This window comes from Paenibacillus sp. NPDC057886 (assembly GCF_042796655.1).
Lineage (GTDB): Bacteria > Bacillota > Bacilli > Paenibacillales > Paenibacillaceae > Paenibacillus.
The window spans coordinates 23,378-44,294 of the sequence record NZ_JBHVMZ010000010.1 but is presented as its reverse complement, the minus strand read 5'-3'; the positions used below and the strand labels follow the sequence as shown (position 1 = coordinate 44,294).

18 protein-coding genes are annotated in these 20,917 nt (G+C 48.2%); 3 read left to right on the top strand and 15 right to left on the bottom strand.

Features of this window, described 5'->3' with window-relative positions; genetic code table 11:
- Nucleotides 1–97 precede the first annotated feature (97 nt).
- Entirely contained in the window at nucleotides 98–1,219 is a 1,122-nt protein-coding gene (mnmA, locus tag ACFVQB_RS28115; protein ID WP_379447172.1) for a tRNA 2-thiouridine(34) synthase MnmA, read from the top strand.
- Nucleotides 1,220–1,363: 144 nt separating this feature from the next.
- Here mnmA and crcB (ACFVQB_RS28110) read toward each other — a convergent pair whose 3' ends face one another.
- From crcB (ACFVQB_RS28110) to ACFVQB_RS28095, 4 genes are read right to left on the bottom strand one after another with little or no spacing between them, the layout of a single operon-like run.
- Nucleotides 1,364–1,723: a fluoride efflux transporter CrcB gene (gene crcB, locus ACFVQB_RS28110; RefSeq protein ID WP_379447171.1), complete on the bottom strand. Its 360-nt coding sequence runs from the start codon at nucleotides 1,721–1,723 to the stop codon at nucleotides 1,364–1,366.
- Nucleotides 1,720–2,121 carry a fluoride efflux transporter CrcB gene (gene crcB / locus ACFVQB_RS28105; protein WP_379447170.1) on the bottom strand — a complete coding sequence of 134 codons (402 nt, stop codon included), beginning with the start codon at nucleotides 2,119–2,121 and terminating at the stop codon, nucleotides 1,720–1,722. The genes crcB (ACFVQB_RS28110) and crcB (ACFVQB_RS28105) overlap by 4 nt, the downstream gene beginning before the upstream one ends.
- Before the next feature lie 28 nt (nucleotides 2,122–2,149).
- The gene (locus tag ACFVQB_RS28100; protein ID WP_379447169.1) at nucleotides 2,150–3,457 is read right to left on the bottom strand and encodes a replication-associated recombination protein A; all 1,308 of its coding nucleotides are present in this window, start codon (nucleotides 3,455–3,457) and stop codon (nucleotides 2,150–2,152) included.
- A 14-nt stretch (nucleotides 3,458–3,471) separates the two neighbouring features.
- A complete protein-coding gene (locus tag ACFVQB_RS28095) occupies nucleotides 3,472–4,389 on the bottom strand; it encodes a LysR family transcriptional regulator (RefSeq protein ID WP_379447168.1) in 918 nt (305 codons plus the stop codon).
- A gap of 164 nt (nucleotides 4,390–4,553) precedes the next feature.
- On the opposite strand from ACFVQB_RS28095, the gene ACFVQB_RS28090 reads away from it, so the two are divergent.
- A complete protein-coding gene (locus tag ACFVQB_RS28090; protein ID WP_379447614.1) occupies nucleotides 4,554–5,294 on the top strand; it encodes an SDR family NAD(P)-dependent oxidoreductase in 741 nt (246 codons plus the stop codon).
- 28 nt (nucleotides 5,295–5,322) lie between these two features.
- Nucleotides 5,323–6,225 carry a DMT family transporter gene (locus ACFVQB_RS28085; RefSeq protein ID WP_379447167.1) on the top strand — a complete coding sequence of 301 codons (903 nt, stop codon included), beginning with the start codon at nucleotides 5,323–5,325 and terminating at the stop codon, nucleotides 6,223–6,225.
- Nucleotides 6,226–6,362: 137 nt separating this feature from the next.
- Here ACFVQB_RS28085 and ACFVQB_RS28080 read toward each other — a convergent pair whose 3' ends face one another.
- From ACFVQB_RS28080 to dtd, 11 genes are all read right to left on the bottom strand, one after another.
- Nucleotides 6,363–8,549: a HelD family protein gene (locus ACFVQB_RS28080; RefSeq protein ID WP_379447166.1), complete on the bottom strand. Its 2,187-nt coding sequence runs from the start codon at nucleotides 8,547–8,549 to the stop codon at nucleotides 6,363–6,365.
- 175 nt (nucleotides 8,550–8,724) lie between these two features.
- A complete protein-coding gene (locus ACFVQB_RS28075; RefSeq protein WP_379447165.1) occupies nucleotides 8,725–10,518 on the bottom strand; it encodes an ABC transporter ATP-binding protein in 1,794 nt (597 codons plus the stop codon).
- Nucleotides 10,519–10,589: 71 nt separating this feature from the next.
- A complete protein-coding gene (locus ACFVQB_RS28070) occupies nucleotides 10,590–11,888 on the bottom strand; it encodes an NCS2 family permease (protein WP_379447164.1) in 1,299 nt (432 codons plus the stop codon).
- Between the two features lie 476 nt (nucleotides 11,889–12,364).
- The gene (locus ACFVQB_RS28065; protein ID WP_379447163.1) at nucleotides 12,365–13,123 is read right to left on the bottom strand and encodes a tRNA threonylcarbamoyladenosine dehydratase; all 759 of its coding nucleotides are present in this window, start codon (nucleotides 13,121–13,123) and stop codon (nucleotides 12,365–12,367) included.
- Nucleotides 13,124–13,141: 18 nt separating this feature from the next.
- Nucleotides 13,142–14,920, bottom strand: coding sequence for an aspartate--tRNA ligase (aspS, locus tag ACFVQB_RS28060; RefSeq protein WP_063567716.1), 1,779 nt, complete (start codon nucleotides 14,918–14,920; stop codon nucleotides 13,142–13,144).
- 201 nt (nucleotides 14,921–15,121) lie between these two features.
- On the bottom strand, nucleotides 15,122–16,375 hold the full coding sequence (gene hisS, locus ACFVQB_RS28055; protein ID WP_379447162.1) for a histidine--tRNA ligase: 1,254 nt from the start codon (nucleotides 16,373–16,375) through the stop codon (nucleotides 15,122–15,124).
- 605 nt (nucleotides 16,376–16,980) lie between these two features.
- A complete protein-coding gene (locus ACFVQB_RS28050) occupies nucleotides 16,981–18,249 on the bottom strand; it encodes an SEC-C metal-binding domain-containing protein (protein WP_379447161.1) in 1,269 nt (422 codons plus the stop codon).
- Between the two features lie 611 nt (nucleotides 18,250–18,860).
- Nucleotides 18,861–19,307, bottom strand: a complete 447-nt coding sequence (locus tag ACFVQB_RS28045; protein ID WP_379447160.1) for a hypothetical protein — start codon at nucleotides 19,305–19,307, stop codon at nucleotides 18,861–18,863.
- Between the two features lie 108 nt (nucleotides 19,308–19,415).
- Nucleotides 19,416–19,922 carry a type 1 glutamine amidotransferase domain-containing protein gene (locus ACFVQB_RS28040; protein WP_053779112.1) on the bottom strand — a complete coding sequence of 169 codons (507 nt, stop codon included), beginning with the start codon at nucleotides 19,920–19,922 and terminating at the stop codon, nucleotides 19,416–19,418.
- A gap of 285 nt (nucleotides 19,923–20,207) precedes the next feature.
- The gene (locus ACFVQB_RS28035) at nucleotides 20,208–20,375 is read right to left on the bottom strand and encodes a hypothetical protein (RefSeq protein ID WP_160319650.1); all 168 of its coding nucleotides are present in this window, start codon (nucleotides 20,373–20,375) and stop codon (nucleotides 20,208–20,210) included.
- A gap of 78 nt (nucleotides 20,376–20,453) precedes the next feature.
- Complete coding sequence (dtd, locus tag ACFVQB_RS28030; RefSeq protein ID WP_379447159.1) at nucleotides 20,454–20,915, bottom strand: D-aminoacyl-tRNA deacylase; 462 nt, start codon at nucleotides 20,913–20,915, stop codon at nucleotides 20,454–20,456.
- Nucleotides 20,916–20,917 lie beyond the last annotated feature (2 nt).

Below are 20,917 nucleotides of genomic sequence, written 5' to 3'. Positions count from 1 at the left end.
TGGACACTATCCAAAGTTGGCCGGGTGTATCGTAACTTGAGTCCGGTTATGCTAGAATAGAAACGAAACACATTTATATAGAGAAATGGTGATAACGATGTCCAAAACAATTGAAAATACACGGGTCGTCGTTGGCATGTCCGGAGGTGTCGATTCTTCCGTCACCGCACTGCTGCTGAAAGAGCAGGGTTACGATGTCATCGGCATTTTCATGAAAAACTGGGATGACACGGACGAGTTCGGCCACTGTACCGCTGAAGAAGATTCAGAGGACGTACGCCGGGTTTGCGAACAGATCGGCATTCCTTACTACACTGTCAACTTCGAGAAAGAGTACTTTGATAAAGTATTTTCCTATTTCCTTGATGAATATAAGTCGGGTCGGACTCCGAATCCTGATGTCATGTGTAATCGTGAGATCAAATTCGGCGAATTCCTGAACAAAGCACTGGATCTCGGCGCTGACTATGTGGCTACAGGCCACTATGCTCGCCTCATTGAAGAAGATGGAACGTTCAAACTGCTGCGCGGTGTGGACAGTAACAAAGACCAAACGTACTTCCTCAATGCACTGAATCAGAACCAGCTGTCCAAAGCCATGTTCCCGATTGGTCATCTTCCAAAACCGGAAGTACGCAAGATTGCAGAAGCGGCTGGCCTGTACACCGCGAAGAAAAAAGATAGCACAGGTGTCTGCTTCATCGGCGAGCGCAACTTCAAAGAGTTCCTGAGCAACTATCTACCGGCCAAAGGCGGAGACATGGTTGATATTGCAACTGGAGAAGTGAAGGGCCGTCATGACGGTCTGATGTACTATACGCTTGGACAACGTCAAGGTCTCGGCATTGGCGGTTCCGGTAATGGTGAACCCTGGTTCGTGGCAGACAAGAATCTGGAGAAAAATCAACTGCTTGTCGTTCAAGGCGATGCACATGCAAGCCTGTATTCAACCGGTCTGACTGCAACAGGTGTAAACTGGATCGCAGGTGCAGCACACATGCCTAACGTACCATTCCGTTGTACCGCCAAATTCCGCTATCGTCAGCCAGATCAGGGTGTAACCCTGACATGGCAGGAAGATGGCAGCGTGGATGTACAGTTTGACCAACAGCAAAAAGCGATCACGCCTGGTCAAGCCGTTGTGTTTTATGATGGAGATGTGTGTCTCGGCGGCGGCACGATTGATCAGGTTCAAAAAGTGCCTGTACCGGCGCTGTAATAGATTCAATAACCGAAATGAATCCATCCCCATATGGATTTTGTACAATACCCTGTATTCCTATAACAAAAGCCATCTTTCATGTATACCATGACGGATGGCTTTTTTCCTTCTTTTTCCTGCAAAAAAAATAATTATTTTCACTTATGCAGCCAGCCACACTCCAGCAAAAGAAGCTGCAACTCCCAACAGTACCGAACTGGTAACGTACAAAATTGCTCTTAAGTAACGTTCCTGTCCCATCAGACCGAGGGTCTCATATCCAAATGTAGAGAATGTGGTATACGCTCCGCAAAATCCAGTCCCCCAAATCATCCAGACTTCGTCCGGGATTGAAGCTGACTGATGCCAGCCATAGAGTAATCCAAGTACCAGAGAACCACTGATATTAATGACCCATGTCCCCCATGGGAAGGCCGTTCCGAGCGAACCGGATATCCATCGACCCAAACTGTAGCGAAGCACCGCACCCAGCATTCCTGCAAGACCAATCCAGATGATCATGGTGCAACACCATCCTGCGTCGGTTTACCCAGCATTCGCTGTCCAGCCTTAATCCCCAATGCACACAGTAATAACCCTGCGAGTACACTCACAACGAGGTATATAACAGCCTTACCCCACATTCCTCCCTCGGATAAACGGACCATATCGAGAGTAAAGGTGGAGAATGTGGTGAATGCACCAGTAAACCCCGTACCAATTGCCAGACGAAGTTGAGGCGTTATTTTACCGGGAACAGCTATGGTGAAGAACCAACCCAAAAACAGGCTCCCGATGGCATTGATCAGCAGCACTGCCCAAGGGAAGCCCTCATTGGCTGCTGGCATCCATAACTGTATCCCATATCGGCATAATGTGCCCAAAATTCCACCGATTCCAATATAGAATATTTCTTTCATCGTTCAAGCATCTCCCGGGTCATGGATCTTACAGCTCTCTGCGCCGCTGCTGGTTTAGACGAATCTTGGATTCATTGCCTTGTTCCGTTGCTTCATAGAAAATACGGCGTGAGAGCTGTTTCGGTAAATATTCCTGCTTCACGTAATGGCCCGGATAATTATGCGGGTATTGGTAGCCTTCATGTCCCAGCTTCACTGCACCGGAATAATGGGTATCCCTCAGATGAAGAGGCACCTCAGCCGATTTCACCTCATCAATGGCATTCATCGCTTTTGAGATTGCAGTGTACACCGCATTGGATTTCGGACTTTCAACAGCAAACAGGATTGCTTGGGCGATGTTCAGCTTGGCTTCAGGCCAGCCATTATTGCGATAAGCATCCAGCGCCCCGATCGCCTGGGTCATCGCTTGCGGATTCGCAAGTCCGATATCTTCACTGCTCGCTGCAATCAGACGACGTATAAACGTCATCGGGTCCATGCCCAGCTTCTCTACCGCATACAAAAACCAGAACAGTGCTGCATCACTGGAACCCCGGATGCTTTTATGAAATGCCGACAATACATCATATTGTGTCGATTCATCTGCCTTCACAATCGGACGACGAATAGATTCTTCTGCTACATCAAGCGTAATGTGAATCGAGCCATCCTTCTCTGGCGGTGTGGTCAGTGCAGCAAGTTCCAAGGCATTCAGCGCACGCCGAATATCGCCATTCGCCATCGTCGCAATATGCTCCAATGCCTCGTTGTCTGCCTGCAGATCCATGAATCCCAAACCTTTATCCGCATCCGCCAGTGCCCGGCGCATCGCAATCAGGGAATGCTCTTTGTTCAAAGACTCCAGCTGAAACAGCGTGGAACGGCTCATCAAGGCCCCATTCACATAATGAAAGGGATTCTCTGTCGTAGCACCGATAAAAATGATCGTGCCCTTCTCTACTGCAGGCAGCAGCGCATCCTGACGGGAACTATTAAAGCGGTGTACTTCATCGAGGAACAAAATGGTTTTTGTTCCGTACAACTGCTTGTTCGTTTGCGCCTGCTCGATGACTTCACGTACATCTTTGACGGAAGCATCCACCGCATTCAGACGGACAAACTGCCCTTGGGTATGCTGGGAAATAATATGTGCCAGTGTCGTCTTGCCACATCCCGGAGGACCGTAAAGCAAGATAGACGAGATCTGATCCGCTTCAATGGCGCGCCGAAGCAATTTTCCTGGTCCAATAATGTGCTCTTGCCCAATATATTCATCAAGCCGCTCTGGCCGCATGCGGTCAGCGAGCAGTCTTGCTTGAGGTTCTGAATCTTGCTGAAACGAAAATAAATCCATTGCTCATCACTTCCTTAACGGATTGCCTTTACTTGAGCCTTACGAAATCTTGATAAATCGCTATTCTCTATCATATCATACTCCCGCGGCAGCATCCCCATAAATGCCCCAAGCGCACTGCTGACAAAGGCATCCTTGCGCGTAATAAAATGAGTCATCATCCGATTCATGCCTACCGGGAGTGTGTGCTTACGCAGTAATCCATTTTCGATCTGATTCCGAATGACGATTTCGGGTAAAAGTGAAATTCCCATGCCGGATGTCACCCCGCTAATAATCGCTTCGAGGGTCCCAAATTCCATAATAACCGGACGGGTTACACCGCTAACCGATAACCATTCCTCCAAAATCTGACGATACGAACATCCCATGCTGTAGACCAGAATCGGTTTACTGGTGAGTTCTTCGTCTTCCGGTCCCATACCGGAGGAGACAACGAATAGTTCTTCATCGAATACGGGAGTAGAAGCAATATCAGGGTGATCACATGAACAACCGATAAACGCCCCTTCCAATTCATACCCAATAACCTGATCCATAAGCACCTGGGAGTTACCTGTAGTCAAAGATAAGGAGACAGCCGGATGCTGTTTATAATATTTCGCAAAAAGCTCAGGTAAACGTACCGCTGCGGCGGTCTGCGTGGAGCCTATGCGTAGTGGTCCGGAAGGTTCAATTGTAGAGCTCAACGCTTTACCAGCCTCATCGAGCAGGCCTACAATTTTATCCGCATAGGTCAGCAGCATCTCCCCTGCTGGAGATAACGTCATCCCCCGATTATGACGGATAAACAGCAGTGTCCCTACTTCGGATTCCAGATGTCTTATCCTTGCTGTTACATTGGACTGCACGTAACCGAGGCGCTCCGCAGCTCGGGTCAGATTTCCTTCTTGTGCGACACATTGAAATATCCTTAAATCCCCACTCTCCATTGTAAACCTCCCAACTATGACTATATCCATTCAGACATCATTTAAAATGATATCCAATCCATTAACAATCATTATACAGTATAGCTGCTTCGAGCTACAATCGGGGTAGATCAGAACACAGCAACTTCCTATTCGCTGAGTTCACTTAAGGAGTGTTAATGATGATGAACTGGACGAACACCGTAGCTTTGGTAACCGGAGGCGGTACGGGCATAGGTCGAGCTACCAGTATATTGCTAGCTAATCGTGGAGCCACCGTCGCTGTGAATTACTCCCGTTCCCAGGATGAGGCCGAAGAGACTGTACAATATATTCTGGATGCGGGAGGTCATGCTTTTGCAATTCGAGCCAATGTTGCTTCCGATGTCGAGGTTCGTCAAATGGTATCCTTTATCACTGACAAAGTTGGCCCTGTGACCGCACTCGTAAATAACGCCAGCATTACGCATCATATCCCAATGAAGGATCTGGAAGCCGTAACCGATGAAATATGGAATGAACTATATGACGTCAATGTTAAAGGCATGTTCTACTGCGCACGAGCTGTAGCGAAAGGAATGCAGCAGGCAGGCCAAGGCGCAATCGTTAACCTTGGCAGTATAGCTGGTAGCACAGGATCAGGGTCCTCCCTTCCTTACGCCGTTTCCAAAGCAGCAGTACACGGTTTGACGAAGTCATTGGCACATGCGCTATCCCCCGATATTCGGGTTAACGCCATCATTCCGGGTGCAGTCGCGACCCGTTGGTGGGCAGGAAAAGAAGAACAGATGCATCTTCTGGGCGGTGAGTTATTATTGCAGCGAATAGCGACAAGCGAAGACATTGCACATATGGTGTGCGCCGCGTTGGAGCAACCATCCATGACCGGACAACTGATTACAGTTGATAGTGGTCAGACGTTATGAGCACGGCAAGTAAAAGGGAGGAATCCTGATGAAGCCTTTAAAATATACGTTTCTGATCCTTGTTACGACACTCATCATGGGAACTTCGTTTCCCGTAGGCAAAATCGGTATGATGTATGCTCCTCCCTTTTTGTTAATGGGACTTCGCTATGTATTGGCAGGAGCATTACTAGCGTGGATCATCAGAAAACGTTCCATGCCAGTGGGCTGGAAACATTGGATACAAATCGCCGTAATCGGTCTGTTCCAGTCGGCGGGAGTGATGGGCTGTGCCTACTACAGCATGAACTGGATCAGTTCGGGAGAGTCCGCCATTATCACCTTTACGAATCCGTTGCTTGTCATCATCCTGAGTGCTGCTCTATATGGTGTTTCCTATCGTTTTAGCCAATGGACCGGTGTGATTCTTGGATTCGTCGGAGTGGCGTTAACCTTTGGATTCCATCTGAGCTTGAGTCCTGGGACGTGGATTGGGTTTGGCGGCGCTGTCTCTTTTGCTGTATCCACGTTGCTCATTAAACGCTGGGGAGCTGCTTATGATACATTTGTGCTTACCGCTTATCAAATGCTCGCTGGAGGCGCCGTACTGCTTCTACTGAGCGTCTTTACAGAGCAGACTCATTTTATCGTCAATGCAACGTCCATTGTTGTCCTTGTATGGCTGACGATTTTCTGTTCCATCATTCAGTTCACACTCTGGTTTTATTTACTGCAAAACACGGATCCAGCCAAAACCAGTTCCTTTCTTTTTCTGGCGCCGCTGTTTGGACTGCTATCGAGCTTCATCTTGTTGGAAGAGCATGTCGGCTGGATTGTGGGTGCAGGTGGGGTAATGATCTGTCTGGGCATTTTCCTGGTTAACCGCCATCCCGCCAGTCATAAGTCAGTTTTAGATAAACCGGGTTTGACCCAACGCACACCTGCAAGTTGACCAGCAGACGATCAGCAACCAAACTGCAACTTTCCTTTCGGGACTAACACACATCTGCTGAGAATGAACAAAAAGAGCATGGTGCTTTAACCGCACCATGCTCTTTCAATTTTGATGCTATGTTCAACAACAAGGGTTCACTCTGCCTCGCTATCAGGCCAACCCTGAATGGTAACAGACTCGCCTTCCGAATTGTAGGTTGCAGCAGCATAGTCTGGCAATTGGCCATCGTGGAATAACCACAGTTCGTGTAATGCCCGTGTACAGCCAACGTATAACAGCTTCGCATCACCCGCATTGGACAAATAGTGTTTCTCATCCGCGTCCGCTACGATCACTGCATCAAACTCCAAGCCTTTCGACAAATAGACAGGTAAAACGGAGTGACCGCCTGTGTACTGTTTTTTACCGCCGTCAATCAAGTTCAGATCCCAGCCTGCCGCCTGGAGTTCATGGTGAAGCTCCTTTGCCTCATGCAGGGTACGGGTCAGAATAGAGACTGTGCGATAGTCTTTGACCGTTAAGAGCTTCAGAGCCTGTTCGAGGCTTGCTGTGCGCCCTTCTCCCCCATAGGACAATGTCCGTACGGGATCACCACTCCGGAATACAGGAATCGCCGTAATCCCGCTCTTGACGCCCCGCTCCAGAATCGTATTGGCATAATCGATAATTTCCATTGTCGAGCGATAACTTCGGGTCAATGCAAAGTATGCATTCTGTTCCTCTGGAAACAAAGAACTCATCTCTTCCCATGCATGAACACCACGGTACTCATGAATACCTTGGGACAGATCGCCCAGTATGGTGAAAGAATGCCCTTTGACAAACTGATCCAATAACGCCACATGAAAAGGAGAAAAGTCCTGCGCTTCATCAATAACGATGTGATCGAACCGCTCCGAACCTTCAATATCATGAACCAAGGTATGAATGTACACCAACGCAGGCAAATCCTCTTCACGGATGATATCCTGCTTCAGATCTGCTGCCGTTTGCTTCATCACCAATTTGGGAATAAGCCCGCTGAGCGAGGCAGGTACCGAACCGCCTTTAACAACCTTGAACAGCTGTTTGTACAGCGTAAGCGGTTCATATTGAGGCCATTTTTTGGCGTAGGCCTTCTCACGGGTTGCCGCTTTCTTCTTACGCTCTTTGCGAACGGCTTCAGGGGACGGTTTCTTGAGCTCCATCTCAATCCAGCGGTGAATACGCGCCATAACCCGCTCTTTGCGTTTTGCCAGCGGATAATGTTTGTACTCTTCCCCGAACCAGTTCTCAATCTCGGCTTTGCTGAGCACTGCACCATCCCATGGACTGAAGTCCATATCAGGTACGGATTCCTCTTCCATCCCGGACAGCCACTCCCGGATCAGTTCCATGAAGCGGATCGAGCCTTTGTAACGCCCTGGCACATCATCATTGAGCTCAGGACGTGCATCCGGCGTTTCAAACCAGGTGTTCAATGTCTCCGACGTGTCTGCCAAAGGCAGGTCCAGCCCCAGCAGGTTCATCGCCCAATCCGGGAATGTACGCTGCTGAATGTCCCCTACACCGAGCTCCGGGAGTACATCCGATATGTAATCCAGGAACATATGGTTGGGTGCGAAAATAACCATTTTCTCCGCAGATACCTGCTCCTTGTACTGATACAGCAAGAAGGCAAGGCGATGCAGTGCGACGGTTGTTTTACCCGAACCGGCCACACCCTGAATGATCAATGCGGTGTTTCTTGCCGCACGAATGATCTGATCCTGCTCCGCCTGAATGGTGGATACGATATCACGGAGCTTGTTGTCTTTGTTCTCTCCCAGTCGATACACCAGGAATTCATCCGATACGGCTGGCTGGTCACTGTCCCGATTGTACGTATCCGCCACACGTTCCAATATACGCTGCCGAATAACAACGTTTCGTTTCAGATAAACCAGACCCTCGATGAGTCCCTCCGGGGCTTCATACGTTGCGGAGGCTTCCCCTCCGGTAAATGAGTAAAACAGGCTTGCGACAGGAGCACGCCAATCGATGACGAGCGGATGCTCTCCCACCTCTTCGCGGTCTACGCCGATTTTGCCAATATACAACGGTTTCCGTGCGCCACTGCCCTGTTCTTCGAAATCCAAGCGTCCGAAATAGGGTTGCTGCGCGCTCTTGGACAAGGCGGTGCGGCGCTCTTCACGTCCGGCCTCCAGCACTTGTTCTGTGAAGTCGTGGCCGGTGTATACCTGAATGTTCTGCAGCCGTTCCAGCTGACTGTCCACTTCCTTCATCGTTCGCTCTAACCTGTACTCTTCTTCTTGATAGGCACTTTGAAAGCTGTCTGACATGTTTCAGTTACCTCCTAAGAATATGTTTTTCTGCATAGTCAATCACTGACGACACAAAAGGATACCCACTATATCATATTGATGTACAAAAAGCTACAGTAACCCGGATAGAGAAGTGAAAGAAACCGCTGTTCCTGTTCGTTAAAGAACAGATGAACAACGGTCATCCTTTTCATCACTCCGGCTCAGAATCCGGCTTCCCATCCTGTGCCACAAACTGTTTCTGGGCCAGCTCACGGTACACTTGATGTGTACTGATCAGCTCCGCATGTGTTCCGTTTCCCGTCACGTGGCCCTGTTCCAGAACAACAATCTGATCAGAGTCGACGACGGTGGACAATCGGTGTGCAATGACAACCGTTGTTCGTCCTTCCATCAGATTGGAAAGGGCTTGCTGCACTTCATGTTCCGAGGTGCTGTCCAGACTGGACGTCGCTTCATCCAGCATCAGAATGTCCGGGCTGCGCAGCAGTGCACGAGCAATAGCGATCCGTTGGCGTTGGCCACCGGAGAGCTTGATGCCGCGTTCTCCCACTTCCGTATCGTAGCCCTGTGGCAGTTTATCAATAAAAGCTGAGGAATACGCCATATCTGCCGCCTGTCTAATTTCGTCCATACTTGCCTCACGGCCCAGTCCGTATGTCATGTTTTCCTTAATCGTGCCTGCCATCAGAGGGCTCTCCTGTGATACATATCCAATCTTGCTTCGCCAGGAGGCTAATGAATAATCCGTTATGGCTTGTCCACCATACGATATACTGCCCGACCCCGGAAGATAGAACTGCTCCAACAGGGAGAACAAGGTTGATTTCCCGCTGCCGCTTGGCCCAACAATGGCTGTCACTTTACGGGCCGGAACGGTCAGATTGATCCCATGCAGTACCTCTTCCCCTGTTACATAAGAGAAATGCATGTTGTTGAATGTAATCGTCTCATTGCCCTTGGGAGCAATTGCTGTGCTATGACGCGGTTCTTCTTCATGTGCCAGAATAGCCTGAATGCGTTCTGTCGCACCAACAACCTTTTGCAGACGTGAATACAGTGTCGTAAATTGCCCCATCGGCATAATCACCTGGAACAACAACAGAATGAAGGCGACCAGTTCACCCGGAGACAGCAATCCAGAAGCTACCCGCATGCCGCCAACACCCAAAATAACAACCAGTACAGCCGTCATGACAAACGTAAAGAGTGGACCAATCAACGCCAAAATCCGAGCTTCCTGTAGTCCAAAAGCAAACATCTTCCCAATACGGGAATCGCCTGCTTCCGCCTCCTGTTTCTCCGTTCCATAAGCTTTCACCAAACGAATCTCGCCAATGACTTGGCTGAGCACCGAAGTAAGACCTGCCATTTCGTCCTGCTGCTTTTTGGAGATTTTGTACATTTTACGTCCAACAGGCAACAGGATCAGCAGCGTTAGCGGCACCAGACTCAGAATAATGAGTGACATGACCCAATCCAGATAGAAAAGCAACGCTACCCCGCCCACAACCGCAACGATATTGGATACAAAAGAAACGAGATAATCCGCAATTAGCGTCATAATCTGACTTGTATCATTCGTGATTCGACTCATCGTATCACCCGTACGATTCCGGTCGAAATATGGCATCGGCAAGGATAACACCTTATTCCACAGCTTCGTTCGCAATGTCGCAACCACTCGTTGACCTGCATAATTCAACATATAGATGCTGATGCCTGAAGCGATGGCCTGAATAACGAATGCCCCCAGCAGCAGGAAAATAACGGACTTGTTCAGCGCAGACATCGTCAGCCCATCAATCAGGCCTTTGGTCATCAGCGGGACAATCAGTCCGGCTGTCGTCTGAATGAGTGTCAGGATCAACGCTATAATCAGAATAAGCTTTGGTGGATTTGTAGCAGCAATCAGCTTCACAAAATCCTTGAATCCTTTTTTTCCTATTTTCGATTCAGCTTGACCTGCCTGTTGTTGCTCTTCCATTTCCGTTCCCCCGTTCTCCCCTTTGTTCACCAGAGATCATACGTATGAACTTACATTACGTTTCCTGTCTTTTACAATATCCCATGCAGCACGAAATTGGCCAAAAACAGGATGGCAATGCCGTACATGACTTTAGGCACCTGTTTGCCCTGACCCGCCGCGAGCTTCGCTACCGGATACGCAATGAATCCAAATGCCATACCGTCCACGATGCTATACGTAAATGGAATCATGACCATGATCAGAAAAGCCGGAAAAGCCTCCGTGAAATCACTGAAATCCATATCCTTCACACTTTGTACCATCAAGCCGCCAATAATGATCAAAATCGGTGCAATAGCACTGTCCGGAATATAACCCAACAGTGGAATAAAGAAAAACGTTGCACCAAACAGCACTGCGGTAACCAGCGGAGTCAAACCTGTACGCCCGCCTGCTGCTATGCCCGCTGTTGTCTCAGCTGCAGCTACAGTAGGGCTACTGCCAAAAATTCCGGCAAAAATATTCGAGATTGACAGCGCCCGCAAACTGCCCTTAAACCTTTGGGGGCGACCAATGAGATGGGTTTGAGCTGTAATCAGGCCGATATTTTCAAATACAACAATCAGCAGCAACAGAAATACTGCAATCCAGAACGATAGATCCACCAGATTCGCGAATGACAGCTGGGCAAACAAACCGCCGTATTGATGCAATGCTTCTGTGGCAGACACAGGATCACCCGGCTTCACTGCGCCAAGCACATAAGCTAGTCCTGTTCCCGCCAGAATGCTGATCAGAAGCCCGCCCTGTACATTGCGTATAAATAAAATCAAGGCGATCACAAGAGTAACACAGGCGGTGATCACTCCAGGATCATTAAAATGTCCGATCGCCACAAATGTGGTCTGATGTGCGATGACGATTCCGCTTTTTTGCAAACCAATGAACGTCAGGAACAGACCAATTCCCACCGTAATGCCATGCTGCAGGTTTTTCGGAATGGCCTCACTAATCATTTTATATAACGATGTAAAGGCTACGACCGCAAACAGCACACCGGTGACGGATACAACCGCCAAGGCTTCCTGCCAGCTCAATTTCATCGAGTGCACAAGTGTATACGTGAAAAATGCATTGATGCCCATGCCAGGTACAACGATAATCGGCGACTTACCGCCAAATGCCATCAGCAAACAACCTGCAATGGACGTCAGCAGTGTACCCACCATAGCCGCCTGCAGCGGCATTCCGGCATCGGCCAGAATTGTTGCATTGACCATTATGATATACACCACGGCAAAATAGGAAATGGCCCCCGCCACAATTTCCTTCTTCCATTGGTCTCCCGGCTCCAGGCCAAGGCGTCTGGTCATCCATCCTTGTTTCATTCGTTCCGTTCCCCTCTCTCTATATAAGCCGAACAAATGTATTTACACTCTACCACTGCGCAGACAGAACAACCTTTCGATCGCTGTTATCCCCAGATTTATTAATTTATTATTAAAAGGTAACAATCCGTTGATAAAGGCTAAGTATATGCTTCCGTAGCAGCTTTCTTTCAGAAAGCTTTTAGCTTCGCTTCTCCAGGTTTTTTCTGTCCTCTTCGTTCTAGTGTAAATCTTATATTCATCTTATATAGCTGCCGTTTCTCTATGTAGTTATCATCATTTCGCGCAGCACCACATATCATACACGGTTTTGGGATTGAAGTACATCACGTAACCCTGACATTTGTTAAGGTTTTGCGCCTCTTTTTATTGCGGCTTTAATTATCCTTTTGCCCCCTATCTCTGTCCGCATGTGATGACCATGCAAAAAAGCGCAGGTACCTTGTCGGTACCTACGCTTTTCCATTTACAACAGATTACTGCTGCTTGTTCTCTGCAATTTCGATCAGTTCCTTGACAGCCACACTGACCATAATCAGTCCGGCTACCGGAGGAACAAAGGCGTTACTCGCTGGTGGCTGTTTGGCCTTGCGAATTTCCGGCGCATTCTCGGGAACGATTTTCTGTGTTACATCTTCGCGTGGTTTGAGCGGCTTTTCGGTTGAAAAGACCACTTTCACGCCTTTTTTAATACCGTCTTTGCGAAGTGTCGTACGGACAACACGAGCAATCGGGTCCATGGTCGTTTTCGAAATATCCGCAACCTGGAATTTCGTCGGGTCCATTTTGTTCGCCGCACCCATGCTGGAAATGACCGGAATCTTCCGTTTCAAGCATTCCTTGATGAGGTGGATTTTGTAAATGATCGTGTCGGAAGCATCCAACACATAATCCAGCTCATACTTGAACAATTCCTCATACGTTTCTTCCGTGTAAAACATATTCAGTGCAATCGCGTCGCACTCCGGATTGATGAGCTTCACCCGCTCCACCATCAGATCTGCTTTTTTCTGACCAACGGTCGTTGTCAAAGCATGAATCTGACGATTGATGTTGGTGATGTCCACTACGTCTTTATCAATCAGAATGATACGTCCAACACCGCTGCGGGCGAGAGCTTCCACTGCAATACCACCCACGCCGCCGATGCCGAGCACAGCTACTGTACTATTTTTCAAGGCGTCCAGACCTTCAGGTCCGATTGCCAATTCTGTTCTTGAAAATTGATGGAGCATTGAGAATCGATGCCTCCTTTATTTCTTTTCCGCCACCGGTTTACGGGCTACGCGGATGTGAAGTTGTTCCAATTGGGAGTTATCCACTTCTGAAGGTGCATTCATGAGCAGATCCGTTGCACTTGCCGTTTTCGGGAAGGCAATCGTTTCACGCAGATTCGTGCGGCCAGCCAGCAGCATCACCAGACGGTCGAGACCAAAAGCGATTCCGCCGTGTGGTGGCGTTCCGTATTCGAATGCTTCGAGAAGATATCCGAATTTCTCGTTGGCTACTTCTGGAGAGAGTCCTAGAGCAGCGAACATTTTTTCCTGAACATCACGTTTGTAAATACGCATTGAACCGCCGCCCACTTCATAACCATTCAGAACAAGGTCATAGGCTTGAGCACGAATGGCACCCGGATCTGTGTCAAACAGATGTACATCTTCGTCTTTAGGACGTGTGAACGGATGGTGCTCTGCGACATAACGTTTGGCATCTTCATCATATCCAAGGAGCGGGAAGTCCACAACCCATGCAAATTTGAATTTGCTGTCATCAATTAGACCTAATTGACGGCCGATTTTCAGACGAAGTGCGCCCAGTACGTCAGCAACCACTTTTTTGGTGTCAGCAGAGAAGAGCAACAAGTCACCTTCTTCAGCGCCAGTACGTTCTTTGACTGCTTCGATCTCTTCTGGCGTAAAGAACTTCACGATTGGTCCTTTGAACTCGCCATCTTTGACTTGAATCCATGCCAATCCTTTTGCACCGTAACGCGCTGCGAATGGTCCGAGGTCATCGATTTCTTTACGGCTCCATGTACCACAGCCTTTGGCGTTCAGCACTTTCACTTCTCCACCTTTTTCGATGACAGAAGCAAATACTTTCACACCACTGTTTGCTACGATATCGTTCATTTCAACTAGTTCCATGCCAAAACGCAGATCTGGTTTGTCTGAACCGTATTTACCCATTGCATCTGCATACGTAATCCGTTGGAAAGGCAGTTCCAGCTCAATACCTTTCGTTTCACGCAGCAATTTGGCCATCAGTTCTTCCATCATTGGCAGCAGGTCATCCTGTTGCAGGAAGGAAGTTTCGATGTCGACTTGTGTGAATTCCGGTTGACGGTCCGCACGCAAATCTTCATCACGGAAACAGCGAGCGATCTGATAGTAACGCTCAAGTCCCCCGACCATCAGCAATTGTTTATAAATTTGCGGTGATTGCGGCAGGGCGAAGAATTCACCTTCGTGCACACGGCTTGGTACGAGATAGTCACGCGCACCTTCCGGGGAGCTCTTGGTCAGGATCGGTGTTTCTACTTCAACGAATTCTTCTCCATCCAGATAATCACGGAACACTTTGGATGCTTTGGAACGCAATTTCAATGTTTCAAACATTTCCGGACGACGCAGATCCAAGTAACGATATTTCAAACGAAGCGACTCGTCGACTTCCACACCATCTTCGATGAAGAATGGAGGTGTTTTTGCCGCGTTCAGCACTTCAATCTCCGTAATTTGCACTTCGATTTCGCCTGTAGGCAGGTTTTTGTTTACGGTCTCTTCGTCACGTTTAACAACTTTACCCGTTACTGCGATAACATACTCACTCCGCACTCTGTCAGCGATTTGCAATGCTTCGCCAGAGTAAGCCGGGTTGAAAACAACTTGTACAATTCCGCTGCGGTCACGCAGATCGATAAACAGTACGCCCCCCAGGTCACGGCGGGTCTGTACCCAGCCGTTCAATGTTACGGTCTCACCGATGTGTGCGGGTGTTAATGCGCCGCAATGATGACTTCTTTTCATAACCAAACTCCTCATATGTGAATTTCCGTTCTGTATGGGCGGGCAGAGCCCGCTTTTCAACAGTGCGGTTGCGTGAAGACGATTTTATTCGAAAAGGCATGTTACCTCTGGCTCGCCAACTTCCGTTTAATCGGAAACATTGGTGAACCTCAGTAATTTTGCCGGATCAATTGTTGCTATTTTACAGTTTCAAACTCGTGCTTATTTACTTCCGCGTATAGCTGCTACCAGATCATCGAGCTTCACGGTTTGTTGTTCACCTGTATCCATGGACTTCAGGGCAATCTCCCCGCGCTCCAGCTCATCATCACCCAGAATGGCAGTGTAACGGGCTTTGAATCGGTCGGCTGATTTCATCTGGGCTTTCATCTTGCGACCGAGATAGTCGCGTTCACCGGACAGACCAGATTGACGGAGCTTGAACAGCTGACGGTTGACTTCACGATCGGCTGCTTCACCGAGAGCAACAAAATATACATCCAGTGGGGCAAGGGAACTAACATCAATGTTCTGGTGTTCCAGAATCAGTTGAATACGCTCCAGACCGATACCGAAACCAATACCAGGCTGATCCGGTCCACCGATATCTCCAACGAGGCCGTTGTATCTGCCGCCGCCACCGACTGTATCAATTGCGCCAATACCTTGGGCTTTCAGTTCAAAAGCAGTCAATGTGTAGTAATCCAAGCCGCGTACCAGACGATTGTTCACCGCGTAATCTACGCCAAAATCATCCAGATACTCTTTCAGCTTGGCAAAGTGGCTCAATGACTCTTCATCCAGGCTATCCAGTATGGACGGTGCCCCTACGAATTTGTCCTGATCAACTTTGCAGTCGAGCACGCGCAGCGGGTTGCGTTCCATTCGGGATTGACAGTCCTTGCACAGGCTGTCCTTCATCGGTCTGAGGAATCCAAGCAATTTTTCGCGATATTCTGCACGGCTGGTTGGATTACCCACGGAGTTAATCTCGACTTTGACATCCTTCAATCCCAATTCCACACACAGTTGATATCCAAGTGCAATGACTTCAGCATCGATCGCTGGATCAAGAGCTCCGATGGCTTCTACGCCGAACTGGTGGAACTGACGCTGGCGACCTGCTTGCGGACGTTCATAACGGAACATCGGACCGATGTAATAGAGCTTGCTCACATCCGGTTCGCCATAGATTTTATTTTCCACATAAGCGCGGACAACACCCGCTGTACCCTCCGGACGAAGGGTCATGCTGCGGTCCCCTTTATCATTGAAGGTGTACATTTCTTTTTCAACAATATCGGTTGTCTCACCAACGCCACGTACAAATAAAGAAGTCTGTTCGAAGATCGGTGTGCGAATCTCGCGGTAATTAAAACGGCGACACAGATCACGCGCTTTTTCCTCTACGAACTGCCACTTTTCCACAACACCAGGCAACAAGTCCTGCGTTCCAGTCGGTTTTTGAAAAGCCATCTTTCATCCCTCCAGCATCTATTTTTCTCTGTATAACAAAAAAATCCCTCGCCCTGTCGCTGTATACACAGCAAACAAAGGGACGAGGGATTGTGTTTACACATTCACCCGTGGTACCACCCACATTCCGGAATTCCTGACACTTTCGCCGTTCAGGTGATCATTTGATGATCCAAGATTGCTTCAGGCAATCCGATCAAACAGATCATTCCGCTCTACGTATAACGCACGCCCTGCGCAGGCCAGCTAATGACCATCAGATATAAATCCAATGTGTTCGCCGTCTGTTCTCGGGGAAGTCATTCGTCCGCTCATCAAGAGAATCCTTACAGCCTGGGGATTCCTCTCTGGTCATGTGGGCACGGAGTACTTGGTCCCGTCATCAAATCATCAAGTTATATCGTTTAAAGTTATTATATAACGTTTAAAGTTAATTTATTTTCTGATTGTAATGAACCGCAGTGCTAAAGTCAAGGGCTAACACAAAAAGATAGCACTAAAAAAAATTCTCACACGCCGTACGGGATGCGGAGTCCACAAAAATCAAGGCTAATAGAAGCTGGATTCATCAAATGAATTCCAACTTCTATTGCCTTCTTCTATCTCTATTGTTTCAGCATCCACTTCAGCAGATCCGGCACACTCGCCCATAGACGGGAGTGCATAATGACATATTCAATCGCTTCGTCGGAATCGCCCATTCCGACAAAATCAGGGAGGTTATGCGGCAGCCGCTTCAAACCCAGCAGGTAATCAGGCACATGCTTGTTCACACCCCGGGCCACACGGTACAGCATTTTGAGCTGGGAGGTGATTCCGTTCTTCTTATACTCCAGAATGATCTGGTCATAGGCAAAGGCGGCTGCGGCGTCACCTTCCCCATACTTCTCCAGCAGATGCTCTGCCTGCTTCAATTGGTTGCTGTACAAATACACAGCAGCGAGCAGGTAACGCGCTCCGGTATTGTCTTCCGTATTAAGCTCCAAAACATGCTCCAGGATTTGTGCCGCTTCTTTGGCATCTCCGCCAAACCAGCAGGATTCGGCGTAGCTTTTGCATATCCGGATATATGGACGAGTCTCATGAAGCCCCCAGAAGTCCCCCTTGTTCTTCTCAAAAAACAGTTCGCCCAGTTCGCGTTCGCCAGCAGCGATTCCGGCCTTGAAGTAAGCTCGTGCATCAGTCTCAACGTCCGATTCCTCAGCCAGAATAAGATACGCATCAGAGCTGTCAGAATACATCTCCAGTGCCGTTTCCGCCAGCTGTATTCTGCGTTTGGAAGAACTGGCTTCCATCGCCTTATACAGCAGAGCCTGCGCTTTGTCCTTCGATGTGCCTGGGCTGTTCAGAATCATCAGCTCGTCCGTTTCGCCGCCCATGCCGTATTCTTCGATGTAATTGAACATTTCCTTAACCTTTCGGGAGATCGTTGCTGTCGTTACCTCATATTTAACGGCCAGCTCAGCCTTCGAAACATTGAAGCCGTATTCCTCGGACAGCAAATACTCGATTGCGGCACAGAACGAGCCTGTCTTCTTCACAGTAGGGCGGGTCTGACGGGAATAGCCATTCCATAGCACCAGAGCTTCCAAAATCAGCTCCCGCTCGTATTGGTTCCTCATGTTCTCAATAAGCTGCAGGGCTAGCTGTTCGTGAGCCGGATGCTCCCATTTCAGTTCGCGCGCCACCATCTTTTTCAGCTTGGTCAAGGTCAGTTTGCTCTCAGGCTGAATCGAGGCTTCCTGGACAGGCTGCTCCGTTGATATCAGCCGCAGTACGGATTCTACCGCAGAGGACTCCTTGCCCAGACAGCATTTCTTATATTTTTTCCCGCTTCCGCATGGGCATAAATCATTTCTTCCAACCTTACTCAAAACTAATTCCCCCTTAAATCTGTCACTAGCCATTCGCATGAGAATACTGTTGCATTAGCATTATAGGTGTCACTTCTCAAACGAGGCATTCTATATAACTGACAATTTCCATAAGCAGAAACGGCTGCCCCGCTCTTATATAAGGGCGGGGCCGTTTCAGCGAGTATATGTTCATCTGGAATATGACGGACACTCTGGCGATGAATTCCTCACACTCTCAATCATAGGATCGGATTCGCCTGAGCCCAATCGCTGGAAGCTTGATTTACCGTCCAATGTAGCCCAACTATGAAAACAATTCGCTTTAAAATATTTAAATCCATTTCTCTATTCTAGCAAAAATTTAAATACGGGGTAAGCTACGCCCAAAACATATAAATTCTCATCTCAAAAAAAAACCTGCACACGGTGTGCAGGCTCAAAGGATATATAAAAAAAGGGGGTCATGTGTGTTATTATAAACGGGCTATGTTAAAGGCTTATGTAACTAATATTACAGTAATATTACAAAAATGATAGCGCTTTATAATTTGTTGTTTTCTCCATTATAAAAGCCCCTGCAGATGGCCCTGACATGAAAGTCAGACCCTGCAAGGGCTTCATACTACATATTAATTCAATTCTTCCACATAAGCTTGGTTGGAACGAAGTTTATGAATGATTTCCTCATAATCCTCATCCCTTACTTTGGCAGACAAAACATAATGCAGATTATCATAATCAGCCGAGGACACATCCGCAGCATCCAGCAGATCGCCATCCTCATTAACATTGTCTCGGGTACCTCGCTCGGTATCACGATCCACATTGCTGACAATCGGGATTACATTTTCACTGGCGGGAACCCCAGGAGCTGCGCCCACACCCATGGCCCCATTGGTTCCTACGCCACCTGCTGTGTTATAAGGCACCAGAGGTACCAAAATACGTTTGTCTCTGCCAACCGCACTGTCCAGTTGCCCTACTTCCAAATGCTCTGTACGGAACGTCTGAAGGGAAGTTCTTGCTCCCTCCGCCTCGTCCTCGGTCCGAAAATACGCCTGAATATGTTTTGTCATGTCAAACCCTCCTTTATCTGAATAAACGCTATTGTGATACGAAGCATCGAAAGTTCCAGCTTCCCAGCTTCACCCTACAACCTGATCATACTTACGTATGCCCGTACCTTAAATGACTTTTAGCAACTCGCGGACAAATGCCGGTTCATCGGCAGGCGTCCGGGATGTAATATAATTGCCATCTACAACAGCCTCATGATCCTTGAATTCTGCTCCTGCGTTCACCATATCATCCTTGAGCGGTGGATAAGATGTGATCGTACGACCTTTCAACAGATTCGCACTTGCCAGAATTTGCGGACCGTGGCAGATCGCAGCGATTGGTTTCTTCGCACTGTTGATCTCCGTTACGAATTTCAGGATATGTGCGTCTGTACGCAAATTTTCAGGAGAAGATCCACCAGGAATGACAACTGCGTCGTAATCCGAAGCCGAGACCTCAGCGATCGCTTTGTCCGAAGTATAGGAGGCTTTACCACCTTTACCTTTCAGCGTCTCTCCTGCCTTCAAGCCGATAATTTCCACGTCGTGTCCGGCTTTTTTCACCTCATCATATGGAACCTGCATTTCCGAATCTTCAAAATCATTCGCCAATAAAAAAGCAACTTTACTCATAACGTATGTTCTCCTTTCCGTGTTCGAAATTTCTTGAAATCGGGTATTCGCAGAAATTTATGGTGTACTTTTCTTGTTCATTGCCCGTAATAAATACAGAACCTGGCACGCCATCGTGCCTCGTTCTGTTATTACCCTAACCAGAGCCGTTTATAACATGACGAGCCTGTATTATTTTGACTTTGATCAGGCGATCCGATTCAGCAACAGTTAAGCTCCATAACAAAAAAAGCCCTGATTCAATGATTGAATCAAGACTTTTCATTCATTCCAAATGGTCAGCACTCAGTCACGCGGAAGACGGCTCTGCTCCCCTTTGTCCGAATCCTGAAGAGCCCAAATCGTTGTTGCACACTCGGCAGCAGCGCGGGCAAGCTTCAGGGACTCATACAGGTTTCCAGGCAGAAGCAAAGGTTCTATTCGGGAACGTGTTTCCTTGACGGATTGGCGCATAATGGGTGGGATACTCCTTTGATCATCTTTATGTTAATGAACTGAATTATCCCTCATTATGGCCTGTTCCCCAATCAATTATGCATGTGTTTCTTGACGAACAGGGCTTTCGAGCATTAAAGTCACCGGTCCCCAATTCGTGAAAGTCACATCCATCATTGCTCCGAAACGTCCGGTTTCAACCAGAATTCCTCTATCCCGTAACAGCTGATTAAACGTTTCATACAACAATTCTGCCGCTTCAGGTCTGGCTGCGGCTGCAAAGCTTGGGCGTTTTCCTTTGCGACAATCTCCGTACAATGTAAATTGTGAGACTGATAATACTGCCCCGCCCACATCGATCAGACTGAGATTCATCTTTTCCTGCTCATCCTCAAAGATTCGAAGTCCAGCGATTTTGTCTGCCAAATAGATGGCATCCTTCTCCGTGTCCTCATGTGTAATTCCCACGAGCAACATCAATCCGGATTCAATTCTCCCCGTCAGCTCGTCTCCAACGGTCACCTGAGCCTCTTTACAGCGTTGTACAAGCACCCTCATCT

Coding starts and splice junctions, on each gene's coding strand:
- mnmA (WP_379447172.1), top strand. CDS start 98: ATGTCCAAAACAATTGAAAATACACGGGTCGTCGTTGGCATGTCCGGA.
- crcB (WP_379447171.1), bottom strand. CDS start 1,723: ATGATCATCTGGATTGGTCTTGCAGGAATGCTGGGTGCGGTGCTTCGC.
- crcB (WP_379447170.1), bottom strand. CDS start 2,121: ATGAAAGAAATATTCTATATTGGAATCGGTGGAATTTTGGGCACATTA.
- ACFVQB_RS28100 (WP_379447169.1), bottom strand. CDS start 3,457: ATGGATTTATTTTCGTTTCAGCAAGATTCAGAACCTCAAGCAAGACTG.
- ACFVQB_RS28095 (WP_379447168.1), bottom strand. CDS start 4,389: ATGGAGAGTGGGGATTTAAGGATATTTCAATGTGTCGCACAAGAAGGA.
- ACFVQB_RS28090 (WP_379447614.1), top strand. CDS start 4,554: ATGAACTGGACGAACACCGTAGCTTTGGTAACCGGAGGCGGTACGGGC.
- ACFVQB_RS28085 (WP_379447167.1), top strand. CDS start 5,323: ATGAAGCCTTTAAAATATACGTTTCTGATCCTTGTTACGACACTCATC.
- ACFVQB_RS28080 (WP_379447166.1), bottom strand. CDS start 8,549: ATGTCAGACAGCTTTCAAAGTGCCTATCAAGAAGAAGAGTACAGGTTA.
- ACFVQB_RS28075 (WP_379447165.1), bottom strand. CDS start 10,518: ATGGAAGAGCAACAACAGGCAGGTCAAGCTGAATCGAAAATAGGAAAA.
- ACFVQB_RS28070 (WP_379447164.1), bottom strand. CDS start 11,888: ATGAAACAAGGATGGATGACCAGACGCCTTGGCCTGGAGCCGGGAGAC.
- ACFVQB_RS28065 (WP_379447163.1), bottom strand. CDS start 13,123: ATGCTCCATCAATTTTCAAGAACAGAATTGGCAATCGGACCTGAAGGT.
- aspS (WP_063567716.1), bottom strand. CDS start 14,920: ATGAAAAGAAGTCATCATTGCGGCGCATTAACACCCGCACACATCGGT.
- hisS (WP_379447162.1), bottom strand. CDS start 16,375: ATGGCTTTTCAAAAACCGACTGGAACGCAGGACTTGTTGCCTGGTGTT.
- ACFVQB_RS28045 (WP_379447160.1), bottom strand. CDS start 19,307: ATGACAAAACATATTCAGGCGTATTTTCGGACCGAGGACGAGGCGGAG.
- ACFVQB_RS28040 (WP_053779112.1), bottom strand. CDS start 19,922: ATGAGTAAAGTTGCTTTTTTATTGGCGAATGATTTTGAAGATTCGGAA.
- ACFVQB_RS28035 (WP_160319650.1), bottom strand. CDS start 20,375: ATGCGCCAATCCGTCAAGGAAACACGTTCCCGAATAGAACCTTTGCTT.
- dtd (WP_379447159.1), bottom strand. CDS start 20,915: ATGAGGGTGCTTGTACAACGCTGTAAAGAGGCTCAGGTGACCGTTGGA.